Source organism: Mesorhizobium sp. WSM4836 (genome assembly GCF_055811815.1).
In genome coordinates this window covers 188,417-208,329 of sequence record NZ_JBVVQF010000008.1, presented here as the reverse complement: position 1 = coordinate 208,329, position 19,913 = coordinate 188,417, and the positions used below count along the sequence as shown (strand labels likewise).

The 19,913-nt window shown below is 62.5% G+C and carries 13 protein-coding genes, 1 tRNA gene and 1 pseudogene; 8 read left to right on the top strand and 7 right to left on the bottom strand.

Annotated elements, in window-relative coordinates; genetic code table 11:
- Positions 1-22: 22 nt before the first annotated feature.
- Positions 23-1,189, bottom strand: coding sequence for an acetyl-CoA acetyltransferase (locus tag AC0L2P_RS12760; RefSeq protein ID WP_473501579.1), 1,167 nt, complete (start codon positions 1,187-1,189; stop codon positions 23-25).
- 224 nt (positions 1,190-1,413) lie between these two features.
- Here AC0L2P_RS12760 and betI point away from each other — a divergent pair, with 224 nt between their 5' ends.
- The 5 genes from betI to betB are packed head-to-tail and all read left to right on the top strand — an operon-like array spanning position 1,414 to position 7,715.
- Positions 1,414-2,004, top strand: coding sequence for a choline-binding transcriptional repressor BetI (betI, locus tag AC0L2P_RS12755; protein ID WP_473501577.1), 591 nt, complete (start codon positions 1,414-1,416; stop codon positions 2,002-2,004).
- Complete coding sequence (betC, locus tag AC0L2P_RS12750) at positions 2,001-3,530, top strand: choline-sulfatase (protein ID WP_473501575.1); 1,530 nt, start codon at positions 2,001-2,003, stop codon at positions 3,528-3,530. Before betI ends, betC begins: the two co-directional genes overlap by 4 nt.
- The gene (locus AC0L2P_RS12745) at positions 3,530-4,537 is read left to right on the top strand and encodes a threonine/serine dehydratase (RefSeq protein ID WP_473501574.1); all 1,008 of its coding nucleotides are present in this window, start codon (positions 3,530-3,532) and stop codon (positions 4,535-4,537) included. Before betC ends, AC0L2P_RS12745 begins: the two co-directional genes overlap by 1 nt.
- 2 nt (positions 4,538-4,539) lie before the next feature.
- On the top strand, positions 4,540-6,192 hold the full coding sequence (gene betA / locus AC0L2P_RS12740) for a choline dehydrogenase (RefSeq protein WP_473501572.1): 1,653 nt from the start codon (positions 4,540-4,542) through the stop codon (positions 6,190-6,192).
- Between the two features lie 59 nt (positions 6,193-6,251).
- A complete protein-coding gene (gene betB, locus AC0L2P_RS12735; protein WP_473501571.1) occupies positions 6,252-7,715 on the top strand; it encodes a betaine-aldehyde dehydrogenase in 1,464 nt (487 codons plus the stop codon).
- Here betB and AC0L2P_RS12730 read toward each other — a convergent pair.
- Both AC0L2P_RS12730 and AC0L2P_RS12725 read right to left on the bottom strand, forming a co-directional pair.
- On the bottom strand, positions 7,679-9,949 hold the full coding sequence (locus AC0L2P_RS12730; protein WP_473501570.1) for an AGE family epimerase/isomerase: 2,271 nt from the start codon (positions 9,947-9,949) through the stop codon (positions 7,679-7,681). The genes betB and AC0L2P_RS12730 overlap by 37 nt on opposite strands.
- A gap of 15 nt (positions 9,950-9,964) precedes the next feature.
- Positions 9,965-11,485 carry a phosphomannomutase/phosphoglucomutase gene (locus AC0L2P_RS12725; RefSeq protein ID WP_473501568.1) on the bottom strand — a complete coding sequence of 507 codons (1,521 nt, stop codon included), beginning with the start codon at positions 11,483-11,485 and terminating at the stop codon, positions 9,965-9,967.
- Positions 11,486-11,684: 199 nt separating this feature from the next.
- Between AC0L2P_RS12725 and AC0L2P_RS12720 the strand changes: the two genes are divergently transcribed.
- Positions 11,685-11,761: transfer RNA gene (locus AC0L2P_RS12720), tRNA-Pro, on the top strand.
- A 69-nt stretch (positions 11,762-11,830) separates the two neighbouring features.
- Here the strand turns inward: AC0L2P_RS12720 and AC0L2P_RS12715 are convergent.
- The 4 genes from AC0L2P_RS12715 to AC0L2P_RS12700 all read right to left on the bottom strand — a co-directional run bounded on the left by AC0L2P_RS12715 (position 11,831) and on the right by AC0L2P_RS12700 (position 17,250).
- The gene (locus AC0L2P_RS12715; protein ID WP_473501566.1) at positions 11,831-13,450 is read right to left on the bottom strand and encodes an ABC transporter ATP-binding protein; all 1,620 of its coding nucleotides are present in this window, start codon (positions 13,448-13,450) and stop codon (positions 11,831-11,833) included.
- A 3-nt stretch (positions 13,451-13,453) separates the two neighbouring features.
- The gene (locus AC0L2P_RS12710; protein ID WP_473501565.1) at positions 13,454-14,575 is read right to left on the bottom strand and encodes an ABC transporter permease; all 1,122 of its coding nucleotides are present in this window, start codon (positions 14,573-14,575) and stop codon (positions 13,454-13,456) included.
- On the bottom strand, positions 14,568-15,491 hold the full coding sequence (locus AC0L2P_RS12705; protein WP_473501564.1) for an ABC transporter permease subunit: 924 nt from the start codon (positions 15,489-15,491) through the stop codon (positions 14,568-14,570). The genes AC0L2P_RS12710 and AC0L2P_RS12705 overlap by 8 nt, the downstream gene beginning before the upstream one ends.
- A 166-nt stretch (positions 15,492-15,657) precedes the next feature.
- The gene (locus AC0L2P_RS12700) at positions 15,658-17,250 is read right to left on the bottom strand and encodes a peptide ABC transporter substrate-binding protein (protein ID WP_473501563.1); all 1,593 of its coding nucleotides are present in this window, start codon (positions 17,248-17,250) and stop codon (positions 15,658-15,660) included.
- Positions 17,251-17,634: 384 nt separating this feature from the next.
- Here AC0L2P_RS12700 and AC0L2P_RS12695 point away from each other — a divergent pair.
- Both AC0L2P_RS12695 and AC0L2P_RS12690 read left to right on the top strand, forming a co-directional pair.
- Positions 17,635-18,113, top strand: a pseudogene (locus tag AC0L2P_RS12695) (TadE family protein).
- 1 nt (position 18,114) lies between these two features.
- Positions 18,115-19,899, top strand: a complete 1,785-nt coding sequence (locus AC0L2P_RS12690; RefSeq protein WP_473501562.1) for a pilus assembly protein TadG-related protein — start codon at positions 18,115-18,117, stop codon at positions 19,897-19,899.
- Positions 19,900-19,913 lie beyond the last annotated feature (14 nt).

The window sequence follows — 19,913 nt, the reverse complement described above, 5'->3', positions numbered from 1 at the left end:
CCTCGCGCAAATGCGGGCGGGTTTATCTGATCCGGTCGAGAATGGAAACGTAGTTGGCGACAGCGGCACCACCCATGTTGAAGATGCCGCCGAGCTTTGCTCCCGGCACCTGGATGCCGTCGGCCTCGCCGACGAGCTGCATGGCGCTCAGCACATGCATGGATACACCGGTGGCGCCGATCGGATGGCCCTTGGCCTTCAGTCCACCGGACGGATTGACCGGCAGCCGTCCATCCTTCGCCGTCTCGCCATCCAAGGCGAGCTTAGCGCCCTCGCCCGGCTTGGCCAATCCCATCGCCTCATACTCGATCAGTTCGGCGATGGTGAAACAGTCATGCGTTTCGACGAAGGACAGGTCGCCGAGCGTCACGCCCGCCTTCTTCAGCGCCTGGTTCCAGGCCTGCTCGCAGCCTTCGAAGGCGAGAATGTCGCGCTTCGACATCGGCAGGAAATCCTGCACATGCTCGTTGGCGCGGAAGGCGACGGCGCGGCGCATCTTCAGCGCCGTGGCCGTGTCGGCAAGGACAAGCGCGGCGGCGCCGTCCGAAACCAGCGAGCAGTCTGTGCGCTTCAGCGGACCGGCGACGAAGGGGTTTTTTTCACTTTCCTGCCGGCAGAAGTCGTAGCCGAAATCCTTGCGCATCTGCGCGTAGGGATTGTCGACGCCGTTCTTGTGGTTCTTGGCGGCGATCATCGCCAGCGCATCCGACTGGTCGCCATAGCGCTGGAAATAGGCTTGTGCGATCTTGCCGAAGACGCCGGCGAAACCTGCCGGCGTATCGCCGTCCTCCGGCAGATACGAGGCCTTGAGCAGGTTCTTGCCGATCTCGGGACCTGATGTCGTCGTCATCTGCTCGGCGCCGACCACCAGCACGATACGGGCGGCGTTGGCGTCGATGGCGCGGATGCCTTGCCTGACCGCCGCCGAGCCGGTGGCGCAGGCGTTCTCGACGCGGGTCGCCGGCTTGAACCGCAGCCGGTCATCGGCCTGGAGGACCAGGCTCGCGGTGAAATCCTGGGCGGAAAACCCGGCGTTGAAGTGGCCGAGCACGATCTCGTCGACGTCATCCGGACCGATGCCGGCATGATCGAGCGCCTCGATCGCCACCTTGGTGATCAGGCCCTCTAGCGTCTCGCCTTCGAGCTTGCCGAAGCGCGAATGCGCCCAACCGACTATGCATGCTGTCATGGCGATCTCCATCCTGTGGATCCGGGCTACGCGATACTGCGGCGCGCTTCAGCATTGTTCAAGCATGAACCGTCCCGCCGGCTTCGTGAAGGGGCCAGACCCGCACAATCGCTTGATCTTGATATCTGGTCATAGTGCCTGGTTTTTGCCAGCAAATCAGGCCGGATTTTTATTGATTGATGCGTCAATAAAAAATAATCTTCTCCCAACAGGCCGGAGCAGGAATGCCGAAACTCGGAATGGAACCGTTGCGCCGCAGGGCGCTCATCGACGCAACGATCTCGGCGATCGGCGAACGCGGCTCGCTTGATGTGACGATGTCGGAAATCGCCGGGCGCGCCGGCGTGTCCTCGGCGCTTGCCCACCATTATTTCGGCGCCAAGGACGAATTGCTGTTGGCGACGATGCGGCACATCCTGAGCGAGCTCACCGCCGACACGCGCCGTGTACTTCGCGCGGCCGGCACAGCGCGGCAGCGCGTCTCGGCAGTGGTCGCGGTCAATTTCTCCGACATCCAGTTCCAGCCCGAAACGATCGCCGCCTGGCTCGCCTTCTATGTCGAGGCGCAGAAATCGGCAGCACTTCGCCGGCTGCTCAAGGTCTATGCGCGGCGGCTGCATTCCAATCTGCTCAGCGGGCTGACCGGCATCCTGCCGAGAAGCGAGGCCGACCGGGTCGCCGAAGCGACGGCGGCGCTGATCGACGGGCTCTATATCAGGCGCGCGCTGAAGGACGGCGTCCCCGATGCCGCGACCGCGATTGCACTGGTCGAGGACTATCTCGAAACGAAGCTCAGCGGACGGCAGAAGCAGTGACATCCAAGCGACCCAACATCCTGCTCGTGATGGTCGATCAGCTCAACGGCACGCTGTTCCCGGATGGGCCGGCGGACTTCCTGCACGCGCCGCATCTGAAGGCGCTCGCCGCGCGTTCGGCGCGTTTTTGCAACAATTACACCGCCTCGCCGCTCTGCGCGCCGGGCCGGGCCGCATTCATGAGTGGCCAGTTGCCGTCACGCACCGGGGTCTACGACAACGCCGCCGAATTCGCGTCTTCGATCCCGACCTTTGCCCATCATCTGCGCGCCGCAGGTTATCACACCTGCCTCTCCGGCAAGATGCATTTCGTCGGGCCGGACCAGTTGCACGGTTTCGAGGAGCGGCTGACCACCGACATCTATCCGGCCGATTTCGGCTGGACGCCCGACTATCGCAAACCCGGCGAGCGCATCGACTGGTGGTATCACAATCTCGGCTCGGTGAGCGGTGCCGGTACTGCCGAGATCACCAACCAGCTGGAATATGACGACGAGGTCGCCTTCCATGCAATGCAGAAGCTTTACGATTTTGCCCGCGTCTCCGACGATGCCGCACATCGGCCCTGGTGCTTGACGGTTTCCTTTACCCATCCGCACGATCCATACGTCGCACGGCGGCGTTACTGGGACCTCTACGAGGATTGCCCGGCGCTCGAGCCCGAGGTCGGCTTCATCCCCTACGACGAGCAGGATCCGCATTCGCAGCGGCTCTACCGCGCCAGCGACTATGACAGGTTCGCCATCACCACGGAGCAGATCCGCCGCGCGCGGCGCGGCTATTTCGCCAACATCTCATATCTGGACGACAAGCTCGGCGAATTGCTGTCGGTGCTCGAGCGCACGCACATGCTCGACGACACGGTCATCCTGTTCTGCTCGGACCATGGCGACATGCTTGGCGAGCGCGGCCTGTGGTTCAAGATGTGCTTTTTCGAAGGTTCGGCGCGGGTGCCGCTGATGATCGCCGGCAAGGGCATCGCCGCCGGGCTGATCGAGACGCCGGTCTCCAACCTCGACGTGACGCCGACGCTTTGCGAGCTCGCCGGCATCGACATCAGCGCGATTGCGCCGTGGACCGACGGCCAGTCGCTGCTGCCGCTGCTGAACGGAAAGAAACGCTCCGCGCCGGTGCTGATGGAATATGCGGCCGAAGGCTCCAATGCGCCGATGGTGGCGATCCGCGAGGGCCGCTACAAATTCGTCCATTGCGAGATCGATCCGCCGCAACTGTTTGATCTTGAATCGGATCCGCTGGAATTGACCAACCTCGCCGCCGATCCGGCCAATGCGGCTTTGGTGGCTGCTTTCACCGACAAGGTGCGGGCGCGCTGGGACATGGCGGCCTTCGACGCAGCGGTGCGTGCCAGCCAGGCACGCCGCTGGGTGGTCTACCCGGCGCTGCGCAACGGCACCCATTACCCCTGGGAATTCCAGCCGCTGCAGAAAGCATCGGAGCGCTACATGCGAAACCACATGAACCTCGACCTGCTCGAAGAGCAGAAGCGCTTTCCGCGAGGCGAATGATGGCAGATAGTCTCGTCCCCTCGCTCGACCATCTCAGGCAGGCCTATGCCGTCACCTCCAAGGCGACGCAGATCACGCCGTTGCTGGAATCAGCGGCACTCGCGCGCGAGACCGGCGCCGCCCGCGTCTTCGTCAAGGCCGAGTCGCTGCAATGGGCCGGATCATTCAAGGTGCGCGGCGCCTATTGGCGGCTCAAGCGGCTGTCGCCCGATGAAGCCAAAAAGGGCGTCGTCGCCTACTCCTCCGGCAATTTCGCGCAAGGGCTGGCGGCGGCAGGCCAGGCGCTTGGCATTCCCGTCACCATCGTCATGCCGATCGACGCGCCAGCCGCCAAACGCGGTGCCACGTCGGGCTATGGCGCCCGTGTCGTGCTGACCGACCATGGCGAGCGCGCGCGTGAGGAAGTCGCCGCCGCCAAGGCGCGCGAGATCGCCGCGGGCGAAGGCCTGGCGCTGCTGCACCCGTTCGACGATCCGGAGATAGTAGCCGGCCAGGCCGGTGCGGGGCTGGAGGCGCTTGACCAGCTCGCCGCCAGGCAAACCGAGGCCGATCTCTTGTTCTGCTCGGTCGGCGGCGGCGGCCTGATCGGCGGTGTTTCGCTGGCCTTCCACTACCTGTCGCCAGCCACGAAGATCATCGGGGTCGAGCCGGAAGGTTTTGATGGCATGGGCTCGTCGCTGGCGCATGGCGCCATCGAAACCATGCCGATCGGGCCGAAATCGATCTGCGACGGGCTGATGTCGCGGCGGCCCGGCGACGCGCCGTTCGCAGCGGTGAAGGCCGCCGGCGTCCGCGGCGTCACCGTCGACGATGCTTCGGTGCGCCGCGCCATGCGCATCGCCTTCGAGCGGATGAAGCTGGTGCTCGAACCATCCGGCGCTGCTTCGCTGGCGGCGTTGCTCGGCGGTAAGGTCGACGTGACCGGCAAGACCGTTCTCGTATTAGCAACCGGCGGCAACGTCTCACTCGCCGATTTCATTGCGCATATGAACCACGGGCGCACATGATCATGCTTGAAGCGGATTTCGTCATTATCGGCTCCGGCTCGGCCGGTTCGGCCATGGCCTACCGGCTGTCGGAGGACGGCAAGCATTCGGTGATCGTCATCGAATATGGCGGCAGCGATATCGGGCCGCTGATCCAGATGCCGTCGGCGCTGTCGATCCCGCTCAATATGAGCCTCTACGACTGGGGCTTTGCCAGCGAGCCGGAGCCGCATCTCGGCGGCCGCGTGCTGGCGACGCCGCGCGGCAAGGTGATCGGCGGCTCGTCATCGATCAACGGCATGGTCTATGTGCGCGGCCATGCCCACGACTTCGACCATTGGGCCGAACAGGGCGCGGCCGGCTGGGGCTTTGCCGACGTGCTCCCCTATTTCAAGCGCATGGAGGATAGCACCGGCGGCGAGGATGGCTGGCGCGGCCATGGCGGCCCGCTGACTGTGCAGCGCGGCTCGAGAACGAACCCACTCTACGGCGCCTTCGTCGAGGCAGGCCGTCAGGCCGGCTTTGAGCTGACCGACGACTATAACGGCGCGAAGCAGGAAGGCTTTGGGCCGATGGAGCAGACCATTCGCGGAGGTCGCCGCTGGTCGGCGGCGAGCGCCTATCTCAGGCCGGCGCTGAGGCGGAAAAATGTCAACCTGGTCAAAGCTTTCGCCCGGCGGGTAATCATCGAGAATCAGCGCGCCACCGGCGTCGAGATCGAAGTGCGCAAACGGATTCAGGTGGTCAGAGCGCGGCGTGAGGTGATCGTGGCTGCGTCCTCGATCAACTCGCCCAAGATCCTGATGCTGTCCGGCATCGGCCCCGGCCAGCACCTTAGGGAGAACGGTATTCCGGTGATCGCCGACCGGCCGGGTGTCGGCCGCAATCTGCAGGATCATATGGAGCTCTACATCCAGCAGGAATCGACAAAGCCGATCACGCTGAACTCCGTCTTGAACCCGTTCTCGAAAGCGCTGATCGGGGCACAATGGCTGTTCTTCAAGTCCGGCCTCGGCGCCACCAATCATTTCGAGGCGGCCGCCTTCGTGCGCTCGCGCGCCGGCGTCGACTATCCCGATATCCAGTATCACTTCATCCCGGCCGCGGTCCGCTATGACGGCAAGGCGGCGGCCAAGGCGCATGGCTTCCAGGCGCATGTCGGGCCGATGCGGTCGAAGTCGCGAGGTTCGGTCACGCTGCGCTCGCCCGATCCCAAATCGAAGCCGGTGATCCGCTTCAACTACATGTCGCATCCCGACGACTGGACGGAGTTCCGCCATTGCATCCGGCTGACCCGCGAGATCTTCGGGCAAGCGGCCTTCGATCCCTACCGCGGCAAGGAACTGTCGCCGGGCTCGCACGTGCAATCGGATGAGGAGCTCGACGCCTTCATTCGCGACCACGCCGAAAGCGCCTACCACCCTTGCGGCACCTGCAAGATGGGCCGTGCCGACGATGCGATGAGCGTCGTCGATCCGGGATGCCGCGTCATTGGCGTCGAAGGGCTGCGGGTCGCCGATTCCTCGATCTTCCCGCGTGTCACCAACGGCAATCTCAACGCGCCGTCGATCATGACCGGCGAGAAGGCTGCCGACCACATTCTCGGCCGCACGCCGTTGGCGCCGTCCAACCAGGAACCATGGATCAATCCGCGCTGGCAGGTGTCGGACAGATAGGCCATGATCCGGCGGACGCATATTCCGCATGCCGCTACACGACGATTCGGAGAACAGACATGCGCGCCCAGCCAACGGCATCGCACTATGTCAACGGCCGCTATATCGACGACGAGCGCGGCACGCCGCTGCCGGTCATCTATCCTGCGACCGGCGAGACCATTGCCAGGCTGCGCTCGGCGACACCCAACGTGCTGGAACTCGCGATCGAGGCAGCGCGGGCGGCACAACCGGCTTGGGCGCGGCTGAAGCCGGTCGAACGCGGCCGCATCCTGCGCCGTGCCGCCGACATTTTGCGCGCGCGCAATGCCGATCTGGCACGCATCGAGACGCTGGATACCGGTAAGCCGATCCAGGAGACGCTGGTTGCGGACGCCCCGTCGGCGGCCGACTGCCTCGAATATTTCGGCGGTGCGGTCGTCGCCTTTAATGGCGAGGCCGTCGATCTCGGCGGACCCTTTGCCTATACCAGGCGCGAGGCGCTCGGCGTCTGCGTCGGCATCGGCGCCTGGAACTACCCGATCCAGATCGCCGGCTGGAAATCCGCACCCGCCCTCGCCATGGGCAATGCGATGGTGTTCAAGCCCTCGGAAAACACGCCGCTGTCAGCGCTGGCGCTCGCCGAAATCTACACCGAAGCCGGGCTGCCAGACGGCCTGTTCAACGTCGTGCAGGGTTTGGGCGATGTTGGCGCCGGCCTTGTCGGCCATGAGGTCGTCGCCAAGGTCTCGGTGACTGGCTCCGTGCCGACCGGCCGCAAGGTGCTGTCGCTGGCCGGCTCGAAGATGAAGCACGCGACGATGGAGCTCGGCGGCAAGTCGCCGCTGATCGTCTTCGAAGACGCCGACCTCGAAAATGCCATCGGCGGCGCGATGCTCGGCAATTTCTATTCGACCGGCCAGATCTGCTCCAACGGCACGCGGGTCTTCGTGCAGAGCAGCATCCATGACCGTTTCGTCGAGAGGCTGACCGAACGGACCAAGAAGATCCGCATCGGCGATCCGCTCGATCCGGACACGCAGATGGGACCGCTGGTCTCGAAGGCGCAGCACGACAAGGTCATCTCCTATATCGAGGCTGGCAAGCAGGATGGCGCGGTGCTCGCCTGCGGCGGCAACATGCCTTCGCTGCAGGGCTTCGAGGGCGGCTTCTTCGTCGAGCCGACGGTGTTCACCGGTGTCACCGACACGATGCGCATCGCCCGCGAGGAGATTTTCGGGCCAGTCATGAGCGTGCTGAAATTCGACAGCGAGGACGAGGTGATTGAGCGCGCCAACGACACCGAATTCGGCCTCGCCGCCGGCGTGTTCACACACGACCTGGCACGCGCCCATCGTGTCATCGCTGAACTGCAGGCCGGCACCTGCTGGATCAACGCTTACAATCTGACGCCGGTCGAAATCCCGTTCGGCGGCTTCAAGCAGTCCGGCATCGGCCGCGAGAATTCGCTCGCCGCACTGGCGCTCTATTCGCAGCTGAAGTCGGTCTATGTCGAGACCGGGGATGTGGTGAGCCCGTACTGATCCTTGCGGGCCGTACCATCCAGATACTGCGTCAGCGCGCAGACCAGATGGTAGAAGATGCTGGCCGGCACTTCGTTTGCCAGCGAACGGCCACGCTCGTCGATGCGGTCGATCCACAGGCCGAGCGGTGCGGGATTGATGTGCCAGCGGAACAGCCGGCCGACCCTGGCTTCGATCTCCGGCTTCAGGTCGGGACCGCCCGAACCGTCCAGCGCGATCGCTGCCTTGATCGCTTCGGCCTGTGGCCAGCTGCGCGAGACGCGGTCTAGCGGAAGTCCTTGCCGCGAGACGGCGCCGTAGGCGAGGCCCGTTGCGCGGTTCAGGCCATTGGCAATCGCCGACGCGTAAAGCTTCCGGGCGAGTCCGGTCAAGCCGCTCTGGCCGCTGCGGCCGGCGAAGTCGACCAGCAGCGAGGCCCATTCGAAATGATGGCCCGGTTCGGTCCACGTGCCCTTCTCGCCAGGGGACGGACGCCATTCATGGTCGAAATACTCACCCAGCGTCCAGCTTTCCGGGTCGAAGAAATGGCTGCGAAACAGATCGACGATGCGCGCGGCGCGGCGAAGATAGGCGCGCTCGCCGGTCGCATGATGCCAGGCCAAGAACGCCTCGAGCAGATGCATGTGCGGGTTGGAGCGGCGCTCGCCCTCGCCGCTGGAGGTCTCGCGGAAGCCGGTCAGGCGCTCGTCCTCGAGATGCGCGTCGATGAACGCAAAAGTCTCCTCGCCGAGCCGCAACGCATCGGGGTTGCCGCACATATGGGCATGCGCCAGCGCCAGGAGCACGCAGGAATGGTCGTAAGCATCCTCGGCTGCGTCGGCGACGGTGCCGTCGATGTTGAGCGTGCGCACCCAGCCGCCGTCGTCGGTACGTCCGTGCCTGGCCATGAATTCGAGGCCGTGGCTGATCAGCCGATCGGCCGGGCCGTTCCAGCCGCGCGCCTTGGCGACGGCGAAGGCGTAGATCTGCCTGGCCTGCGTGCGCATGCGCTTGGGTTTCATCAGCGGGGCGGCATCGAAGCCGAGCGCCTCGTGGAACCCGCCATGGCGCTCGTCAACGCCGACCGTCGACCACAGCGGCACCGTCTCCTCGAACAGCCAATGGTGCACGCGGCGCTGCCAGGCGCCGCTTTCGATGACGCGGTCGTCGGCGGGTGTGAACCTGGTCTCCAGGCGGCCGCTCTTTTCGAGCTGCTCGACGATCTTCTTGACGTTCTGGCTGTGGCTGACCGGCGCGACGAAAGTGGCGTCGGCGGTCGACACGATGGCGACGTCCTTCAGACCAATGGCCGACAGCAGGCGGCCATCGCTGCGGATATAGGAGTTCTCGCAATCGATGGCGACGACATCGCCGACAATGACATTGCCCAGCGTGTCGGAGGGGCCGACGTCGAGCAGCGATTGCCAGGAGCCGAGATCGTTCCAGCGAAAGCCGGCCGGCACCATGGCGATGCCGCTGGCGCGCTCCATGATCGCATAGTCGATCGATGTCGACGGGATGGCGGCATAGAGCTCCAGAGGCATGTAGAGGCCGGAAAGGTCCGATGTCGCAGCCTGGTAGGCAGTCTCCGTGGCGCTCCAGATGTCGGGCTGGAAGGCCATGAACGCGTCGCGCATGGCACTGGCGCGAAAAAGGAAGATGCCGGTGTTCCAGTAGAAATTGCCGGCCTCGAGATAGCTCTGCGCCGTGGCGAGATCGGGTTTTTCGACGAAACGCGAGACATCGCAGATGCCATCGCGCTCGCCCGCCACCTCGATGTAGCCATAACCGGTCTCGGGTTGGGCAGGCTTGATGCCGAACACCACCAGCCTGCCTTGGCGCGCGGCCGCCGTGCCGGCCTCGATGCTCCGCCAGAATTGCTGTGGCGTCGCGATCTCATGGTCGGATGGCACCACCAGCACCAGGCTGTCGCCGAATTCCGAAAGCGTGCGCAGGCTTGCCAAAGCGACGGCCGCGGCAGTGTTGCGTCCGGTCGGCTCGAACAGCGGACCGCCGCCGGAAAGCTCGTGACCGGCAATATCGGCATGAACGCGGTCGGCATGTCTTTCGGACGCAATCAGGAAAACCGGCGTTTCGCCCTCCGGCCGCGCGGTCAGCCGGCGCAGCGTCTTGGCCAGCATCGAGCCGTCGCCCGAGAAATCATGGAACTGCTTGGGATTGTCCTCGCGCGACAGCGGCCACAGCCGCGAGCCGACGCCGCCGCTCATCACAAAACTGACGATCCGTTGGGTCATGAAAACAAGCCCCGCTCAAAAGGTCTGATTGTAGGCGCCGACTTCAGGGCTGCGCCGCAGCACCGCATCGACGGCTTCGAACATCTGCCGGCGCCGTTCGGACGATACAGGGCTTTCGACCACCACCACAAGCTCCGGCTTGTTCGATGATGCCCGCACCAGTCCCCAGGTACCATCCTCCGCCACGACCCTGACGCCGTTGACGGTGATCAGTTCGGCGATCTTCTGGCCGGCGAAGACCGTACCCTCGTCCTTCATCTTGCGAAAATCGCCTACGACCCGCTCGACGACGCCGTATTTGAGCTCGTCGGCGCAGTGTGGCGACATGGTCGGCGTGCCGAAGGTCAGCGGCAGATCGCGGTAGAGATCGGCCATGCTGCTTTGCGGGCTGCGATCCAGCATCTGGCATATGGCGATGGCCGTGACCAGGCCATCGTCATAGCCGCGGCCGATCGGCGGATTGAAGAAGAAATGGCCCGATTTCTCGAAACCGGCGGCAGCGCCGAGTTCGGCGACGCGCCGTTTGATATAGGAGTGACCGGTTTTCCAATAATCGGTGACCGCGCCATTTCCCCGCAACACCTTGTCGGTCATGAACAATCCGGTCGATTTGACGTCGACGACGAAGGTCGAGCCGGGATAGAGGTGCGAGATGTCGCGCGCCAGCATGACGCCGACCTTGTCCGCGAAGATCTCGTTGCCTTCATTGTCGACCACGCCGCAGCGATCGCCGTCGCCGTCGAAACCGAGCCCGACATCGGCGCCCGTCTCCAACACCTTGTCGCGAATGGCGTGCAGCATCTGCATGTCTTCGGGGTTGGGATTGTAATTGGGAAACGTATGATCGAGCTCGACGTCGAGCGGGATCACCTCGCAGCCGATCCTTTCCAGTGCCTCGGGAGCGAAAGCCCCGGCGGTGCCGTTGCCGCAGGCGGCCACCACCTTGAGCTTCCTCGAAATACGCTTTCCCGCGGTCAGATCGTCAAGGTAGGTTCTGCGGAAGTCCGCAACGAAATCATAGGAGCCGCCACCGACAACATCGAAATCGCCGGACAGCACGATCGCCTTCAACGCGCTCATCTCCTCCGGACCAAAAGTCAGCGGGCGCGCCGCGCCCATCTTGACGCCGGTCCAGCCATTCTCGTTATGCGAGGCAGTGACCATGGCGACGGACGGCGTGTCGAGCGCGAACTGGGCGAAATAAGCCATTGGCGACAGCGCCAGCCCGACATCCTTGACCCGTGCGCCGGCCGCCATCAGCCCGGAAACCAGCGCCAATTTGATGGCAAGCGAATAAGAGCGGAAATCGTGACCGGTGACGATGTCGGGTCCGGCACCCAGGCGGCGGATCAGCGTGCCGAGCCCCATGCCGAGCGCCTGGACGCCGATCAGATTGAGTTCCGGCGGCTCGTTCGAGCCGGGATGGCCAAACCACCAGCGCGCATCATATTCGCGAAACCCCGATGGCTTGATCAACGCCGAGGTTTCAAACTCAAAAGTATTTGGTCTGACATCGCTAACGATCTTCATCGACAAGGCTGCAAACTCCAGGCTGCTGAATCAGGTGCTTCGAGGCAAGTGGACGGTTACCCAGAAGCCCTTTAAGCCGTGTTTGTGCGACAGGAAACTGAAACCTGTATGACGTGGCGGCGAAAGCGAAAGAAATGCGATAGAAGCGCTGCCATTGGCGCTTGCAGTAACCAAACGCGGCGGCTATAAGCCCGCGGTCTGGTCACGGAGTGTAGCGCAGCCTGGTAGCGCACATCGTTCGGGACGATGGGGTCGCAGGTTCAAATCCTGCCACTCCGACCAGAAAAAACAGCGGCTTAGCTGTTTTGTTCCCGAAACAACCACCATCCGCCGCAGTTCTGACCAATTGCGCTATGCGCTCAGGCGGAACCGCGTGACGTCGATGGCCGCGGCCATCAGTGTCTGCGTGTAGGTTGCCTGCGGATTGCTGAAGATCGCCTCGGCCGGTCCCTCCTCGACGATCTTGCCCTGCTTCATGACGATGATGTAGTCGGCCATGGCGCGCACGACGGCGAGATCGTGGCTGATGAACAGATAGGACAGTTCGTGATCGGCCTGCAGCTTGCGCAGCAATTCGACGATCTGCTTCTGCACGGAGCGGTCCAGCGCCGAGGTCGGCTCGTCCAGCACCACCACTTTCGGCTTGAGGATCATGGCGCGAGCAATGGCGATGCGCTGCCGCTGGCCGCCGGAGAATTCGTGCGGATAACGGTTGCGCGTGTTCGGGTCGAGCCCGACCTCGAGCAAGGCATCGACCGCGCGGAGATCACGCTGCCTGCCCGACAGATTGGGCTCGTGGACCAGAAGCCCCTCGGTGATGATCTGGCCGACGGTCATGCGTGGCGACAGCGAGCCGAATGGATCCTGGAAAACCAGCTGTAATTCGCGCCGCAGCGGCCGCATCGCCTGGCGGTCAGCGTGGGAAATGTCGCGGTCGCCAAGCCGGATGATGCCGTCGCTGGGCAGGAGCCGCAGCAAGGCGCGGCCGAGCGTCGATTTTCCCGAGCCGGATTCGCCGACGATGCCGATGGTCTGGTTGCGCTTGAGCCGTATCGAAATGCGATCGACGGCGCGCAGCAGCAGCGGCTCGCCGCCAAGAAAACCGCCGCCGATCTTGAACGTCACTTCGACGTTCCTGCCTTCGAGCAGGACGGGGGCATTCGGAGGCGGCGGCGCCTTGGTGCCGGTCGGCTCGGCGGCAAGCAGCATCTTGGTGTAGGCATCCTGCGGATTGACGAAGATTGCTTCCGCCTCGCCCTCCTCGACCACCTCGCCATAACGCATCACGTAGACCCGATCGGCAAAGCGCCTGACGATGCCGAGATCGTGAGTGATGAAGACGATCGCCATGCCGAGCTTGCGCTGAAGTTCGGCGAGCAGCATGAGGATCTGCGCCTGGATGGTCACGTCGAGCGCCGTCGTCGGCTCGTCGGCGATCAATATATCGGGGTCGTTGGCCAGCGCCATGGCGATCATGACGCGCTGGCGCTGACCGCCCGACAACTCGTGGGGGTAGGATCTCATCCGCCGCTCCGGATCGGGAATATGGACCAGCCGCAGCAGTTTGAGTGCCTCTTCGCGTGCCGCGGCGGCGCCAAGCCCACGATGCTTGCGGATCGGCTCGATCAGCTGGTTGCCGATCGAATAGAGCGGGTCTAGCGACGTCATCGGCTCCTGGAAGATCATGCTGATCTTGCGGCCGCGGATCTTGTTGAGCTCGGGCTTGCTCAAGGTCAAAAGATTGCGGCCGCGATAATCGACTGTGCCGGTGGCTTCGCCGTTCGAGGCGAGCAGGCTCATCGCCGCCATCATCGTCTGGCTCTTGCCTGAGCCGGATTCGCCGACGACGGCGACCGTCTCGCCCGACCTGACGTCGATGTTGATCCCCTTCACCGCTTCCACCGCGCCATCGAGGGTGCGGAAGCGGACGCGAAGGTTCTTCACGCTGAGGATCGTTTCGGGAGCAGGCATATCTCAACGATCCCTGGGGTCGAGCGCGTCGCGCAGGCCATCGCCCACGAAATTCAGCGCGAACAGCGTCGAGACGAGAAAGAAGGCCGGGAACAAAAGCAGCCAATTGGCGCTGCCGATGTTGTGGGCACCGGTCGAGATCAGCACGCCCCAGCTGGTCATCGGCTCCTGGACACCGAGCCCGAGGAACGACAAGAAACTCTCCAGGATGATGACCTGCGGCACCAGCAGCGTCATGTAGATCACCACCGGCCCGAGCAAATTGGGGATTACATGGCGCAGCAGAATGCCGCGCTGGCCGACGCCCATCGCCTCTGCCGCCTGGACATATTCCTGCCGGCGGATCGACAGCGCCTGTCCACGCACGATGCGCGCCATGTCAAGCCACAGCACCGCGCCAACGGCCAGGAACATCAGCACGAAATTCCTGCCGAAGAACACCACCAACATGATGACGAAGAAGATGAACGGCAAGGAATAGAGCACGTCGACGATGCGCATCATCACCTCGTCGATCTTGCCGCCGGCAAATCCGGCAGTAGCGCCATAGAGCACGCCGATGACGCCCGCTACCACGCCGGCGAGCAGACCGATGGCCAGCGAAATGCGCCCGGCCATCAGCGTTCGCGATAGGAGATCGCGGCCGGTATTGTCGGTGCCAAACAGGAAATACTGCTGCCTGATCGAAGCGCTCAACGTCATTTCGAGACCGTCGGGCGATTTGCCCTCGATCTTTGTGTCATCGAACGCATCGGAACGGTCGAGGTAGCGAATGTTGCGGTCGTCGATCGGCTTGGACGATCTGACGGTAACGAACACACGACTGCCCTCCTGCCGCCAGTCCTTGATTTCGGCGCGCATGCGCTTGATCGCGTCGTTTAGCGCGCCTTCGATCATGCCTTTCTTCGGATAGGCGGAGAAGCTCGGCGGCGTGCGGACATAGTCGGCATAGATGGTGGTGTATTGGTGCGGCGCGAAATAAGGCCCGAACACGCTGATGACGGCAATGAAGGCAAGATAATAGAGGCTGAACATCGCGGCGCGATTGCCCTTCAGGCGCGCCCAGGCATCGCCCCACAGGGAACGGCCGATCATTGCAGGAGCGGTGATTGCGATATCAGTCATAACGGACCCTCGGGTCGACGAACGCGTACATGATATCGACGATCAGATTGAACACGATGGTGAAGAGCGCGATGACCACCACTGTCCCCATGACCAGCGTATAGTCACGGTTGAGCGCGGCGTCGACGAAATAGCGGCCGACGCCGGGAATGGCGAAGATGGTCTCGACGATGACCGATCCGGTGAGCAGTGCTGCCGCCGCGGGGCCGGTGAAGGAGACGATCGGCAGGATGGCGCCGCGCAGCGCGTGTTTGACCACCACGGACCAATCCGACAGGCCAAGCGCGCGGGCGGTGCGGATGTGGTGAGAGCGCAGCGATTCGATCATCGAGCCGCGCATCAGGCGGGCAACGATAGCGATTTGCGGCAAGGCCAGCGTGAGAACCGGGCCGACTTTGTTGAGGAGGGCGCCGTCTCCCCAGCCGCCGATCGGCAGCAGCCTCCATGTCAGCCCGAATAAAAGCTGGATCACCGGGGCGGTGACGAAAGTCGGGATAGTGCTGCCGGCGCTCGCCAGCGCAATAACCGAGTAGTCGGCGAGCCTGTTCTGGTTAAGCGCGGCAACGGTGCCGAGGATGCTGCCGAGCAACAGCGCCAGGATCAGCGCCGAGGCACCGATCTGAATCGAAATGGGCAGGCCCTTGGCAAACAGCTCGGTAACCGTAAAATCCGGCATGTTGTAGCTCGGACCGAAATTGCCGCGCAAAAGGCTCCCCAGATAGTGGGCATATTGCAACCAGAGTGGGTCGTTGAGGCCGTACTGGGCTTCAAGATTGGCCCTGATCTCAGGGCTCAGGCCCCGCTCCTGGTTGAACGGGCCTCCAGGGGCGACGCGTATCAGGAAGAACGCCACAGTCACGATGACGAACAGCGTCGGGATGGCGGTCAGCAGCCGCCGGAAGACGTAACGCAGCATCGGTGCCCCGCTTGATCCAGAGCAGCGCGCGTCCAGCTGGACGTTTGCGCTCTAGCCTTCAACTCTTCGCACCGACATTGTCGAAAATCGAATCCGGTTCCCGGGCCGATGCGATGGCAAACCAGCACCGCCGCGCATTGAGCTGCGCGGCGGCCAAGCTAGTGGATCAATCCTTGCTGATGAAGCGGGACGGATGGATGTCCATCACATTGTCGTCGAAGCCGTGCAGTTTCGAGGAAACGATGTCGTGATAGCTATAGTAGAGGAGCGGGATGTTGCCGACATCGTCGACGAGGATGCGCTCGGCCTTGGCGAGTTCCTTCATGCGCTCTTCGGGCTTGCCGCCGGCGGCGGCGGCCTTGTCCATGGCCTCTTCGTATTTCGGGCTGACGTAGCTCGAATAGTTGTTGCCGCTGGCCTTGCGGGTGATGCCGAGGAAGGTTTCCGGATCCTTGTAGTCGGCGATCCAGGCGGCACGCGCCACATCATAGTCGCCCTTCTGCTCAAGGAAGGAGTAGTGGGTCTTGGTATCCGTGTTGAGCAGCGTGACCTCGACGCCAAGCGGCTTCAGCTGTTCCTGGATGGCGACAGCGGTGTTCTTGTGGTTTTCCGAGGTGTTGTAGCGGATCTGCATCTTCAACGGATGCTCGGGCGTATAGCCGAGCTTCTCCAGGATTTTCTTGGCTTCATCCTCGCGGTCGATCTGCGGCATGTCAGCGTATTTGGCCAGTGCCGGCGTGTAGCCCTCGATGCCCGGAGGCACCATCGAATAGCCGGGCAGCATCGAATTCTGCCAGACTTTTTCGGCGAGAAAGTCGCGATCGATCGCCATCGAGATGGCGTTGCGCAGTTCGACATTGTCCCACGGCGCCTTGTCGGTCTTGATCGCATAATAGTAGGTGCCGAGATATGGCCCGACACGGACCTGGTCGCCGAATTTGGTCTTGAGATCGGCGAGCTGTTCAGTCGGCAAATCACCGTAACTGTCGAATTCGCCGGCCTCGAAGCGCTTCATCGCAGACGAGCGATCCTCGGTCGGGATGTAATTGACCACGTCTAACTTGACGCTGGCGGCGTCCCAGAATTTCGGATTCTTGACCAGCTTGAGATGGTCGTTGGGAATCCACTCCGCCGCTGTAAAGGCCCCGTTGGAGACCAGCTTGCCGGCCTTGATCCAGTCGGCGCCAAGCTTTTCGATAGACGCCTTGTTAACTGGATAGGTCGCCTGATGGGTCAGCATCTCCAGGAAGTAAGGCGTTGGCGCCTTGAGGGTGACTTCGAGGGTATTTGCGTCGATCGCCTTGACGCCCATATCCTCCGGCTTGCCCTTCTTGGTGTTGACGTCCTCGGCACCCTTTACTGGATAGAGCATGGAAGCGTATTCCGCAGCGGTGGCCGGATCTTCCAGCCGACGGAACGAATAAACGAAGTCGTCCGCCTTCACCGGGCTGCCATCCGACCAGAGGCCGTCCTTGCGCAGTTTGAAGGTGTAGACCGTGCCGTCGTCGGACACCGTCCAGCTTTCGGCTGCGCCCGGAATGAGGTTCGTCTTCTGGTCATGCATGACGAGGCCCTGGAACAGGTCGCGTATGATATCGGCTTCGTAGACCGTCGAGGTCTTGTGCGGATCGAGCGTCTCCGCTTCGGCGGCGGCTCCGCGGTTGTAGACGGTTTCGGCGAAAGCCGGCGTGTAGAACGTACCGGCGGCCAAGACCATGGTCGTGGCGAGTACCGTCGCCTTCAGCACATGTTTCAGCATGGAGTTCTCCCTAATGACGTCGCCCTTCAGCCACGTCTCTAAGTGTTGACGCCCCGAAACCGATTGGCTGGTTCCTTTCGAGCGCGCAGCCGGTTCCCTTTCCGGCAGCTGGTGCCCAAACAGTAACGTGGAGATTTTTTATTTCAACAGACTCTCGGGGTCACCCAAAGTAAGGCGGAGGGGCAGCCGGTTTGCGAGCGGCCAATCAATGATCGAAACCATGAGCTTGGCCACGTTTCCTCGCCCAGAAAATGCTCGTCGGTGGAGATAATCTGGCGGATCGGTTCAGTTTTGCGGGAATGTATTAATTAGTTCTTAGTCAACCATGGGTTACATATTTGGACGGGTTCGGCACATCTCTCCTAAGTTCCGTGGACAAGGGCAATGGACAATACAGACAGTAAAACTGTCTCATTAGCAGCTAAAAACATACGCCGATTAAGGACAAAGCTACGCCTGATTGGGGAAAAATCTGGAACTTCTGCCGTCGAATTTGCTCTGCTTTCGCCGATTTTCATCCTTCTCCTACTCGGAATGGTTGCATACGGTATCTATTTTGGTGCAAGCAACTCCTTGCAGCAGATCGCCGCCGATGCCGCCCGTACCGCAATTGCCGGATTGAACCAAACCGAGCGCCAAGCGCTGGTGGCGGGTTTCGTTAAAAATAATGCCAGTGGATACCGTTCGTCGATTCCGGCAAGCTGACCTATCAGGCAACGGACAGCACCGCCGACGGAAATCAGTTCGTCGTGTCGATCCAGTACGATGCCAGCAATCTGCCGATCTGGAACCTGTTGCCCAGCCTTGCGATGCCGCAAACCACGATCTCACGCAGGTCGACCATCAGGATTGGAGGCATCTGAAATGTCGCAGTTCTTGCTGAGAGCCATCGGGCGGGTCGCTCGCTCCATGGTTGGCGACAAGAAGGCGAACTTTGCCGTTATGACGGCGCTGATAGCGCCATTCGCGCTGGGGCTGGCGGCCTTCGCTGTCGACGAAGGTTCGATCTACACGGAGCGCAGGGAAGCCCAGGCGATAACCGATCTGGCGGCGATCACCGCGGCATCGAACATCAACAATATGGAGGCCGCGGCAGTAACCACGCTCAGTGACAACCGAATGCCCGGCATCATTGTTCAAAAGCCAGGTCACACAATCGTTCCCACCGTCGGCAAAACCGTCGTGTCGGTCACCGGCGGCCGATACTCAGCCGCATCGTCTGTCGGTGTCGACAAGCGCTTCGAAGCCGGTAAAACGCCTTACAACGCCGTTCGCGTCACTCTGCGCAAAATCCCTGCCCGGTATTTCGCCAGTTCGCTCATCCCTACTCCGGTTGTCGGCACCGAAGCCATTGCCAGCATGACCCCGCAAGCGATGTTCTCGGTCGGGTCCAGGCTGCTCAGCGTCAATGGCGGCATCCTCAACGCGCTTCTCAGCAAGTTGTTAGGCGGCAACATTTCGCTCAGCGTCATGGATTACAACGCGCTGATCTCGGCCGACGTCAACGTGCTTTCGTTCATCGATGCCCTTGCCGTGCAGTTGCAACTGACAGGTGTCAGCTATTCCGACGTGCTGGCGTCAAAAGCGACGGTAGGCCAGATCGCCACCGCCATGGCCAATGCGTCCGGGTCGGGCAGCGCCAGCAAACTTGTGCTGCAGACGATCGCGTCCCGGGCCACCAGCACGGTCAAGATACCGCTCAATCATCTTGTCGATCTTGGCTCCATCGGCAGACTCGGCCTCGGACAAAAGTCTCCCGGCTTTTCCGTCGACGCAAGCGCGATGGGTATGCTCGGCGCCGCTGCGGCGCTGGCCAATGGCTCGAATCAGGTCCAGGTCGATCTCGGCGCCACCATTCCGGGACTTACCTCCACCACGCTTGCCATCGCCATCGGCGAACCGATGCAATACTCGCCCTGGCTGGCCGTCGGGGAAAAAGGCACTGTGGTGCGCACCGCGCAGACGCGAATCAAGCTGGTCACCACAGTGGGCATCGGCAATTCCAATCTCGGCGGCGGAATCAGTCTGCTGTCCGTCAACCTGCCGCTGCATGTCGAAGTCGCCTATGCGGAAGCCAAGCTATCCGACATCAACTGCCCGACGGGCCGGCCGGATAGCATCAAGGTCTCGATCGCCGCGCAGCCTGGCGTGGCCTCGCTGCACCTTGCCGCCAGCGACGCCGACAACAATCCATCGGCGTTCGCCGATTTCAGCAATCCGCAATCGTTCTCCGATGCCACGATTGCACAGGTAAGCGTAAAGCTTCTGCTGCTCACCCTCAATCTGCTCGATGTGAAGGGTTCTTCATCACTTGCCATCACCAATAACGATCCGGCCAAATTGACGTTCGACAGCACCGATATCGCCAACAAGACGATAAAAACCGTTGCCACAAAAAACCTGACGCAATCGCTCACGACATCGGTGGTCAGCGGCCTCTCGCTCTCGGTCAATGCACTGGGCCTCGGGCTGGACGTGACGGCGCTGCTCGGAACGGTTAAGCCGGCGGTGTTGACGGTTCTGAACGGCGTGACCGCGCCTGTCGACGCACTGGTCTACAACGTGCTTGCGGCGCTTGGCGTGCATGTCGGCGAGGCCGATGTGCGGGTTGTCGGCGCGACTTGTGGCCGATCCGTGCTCGTTCAATGAGATGATGAAATAGA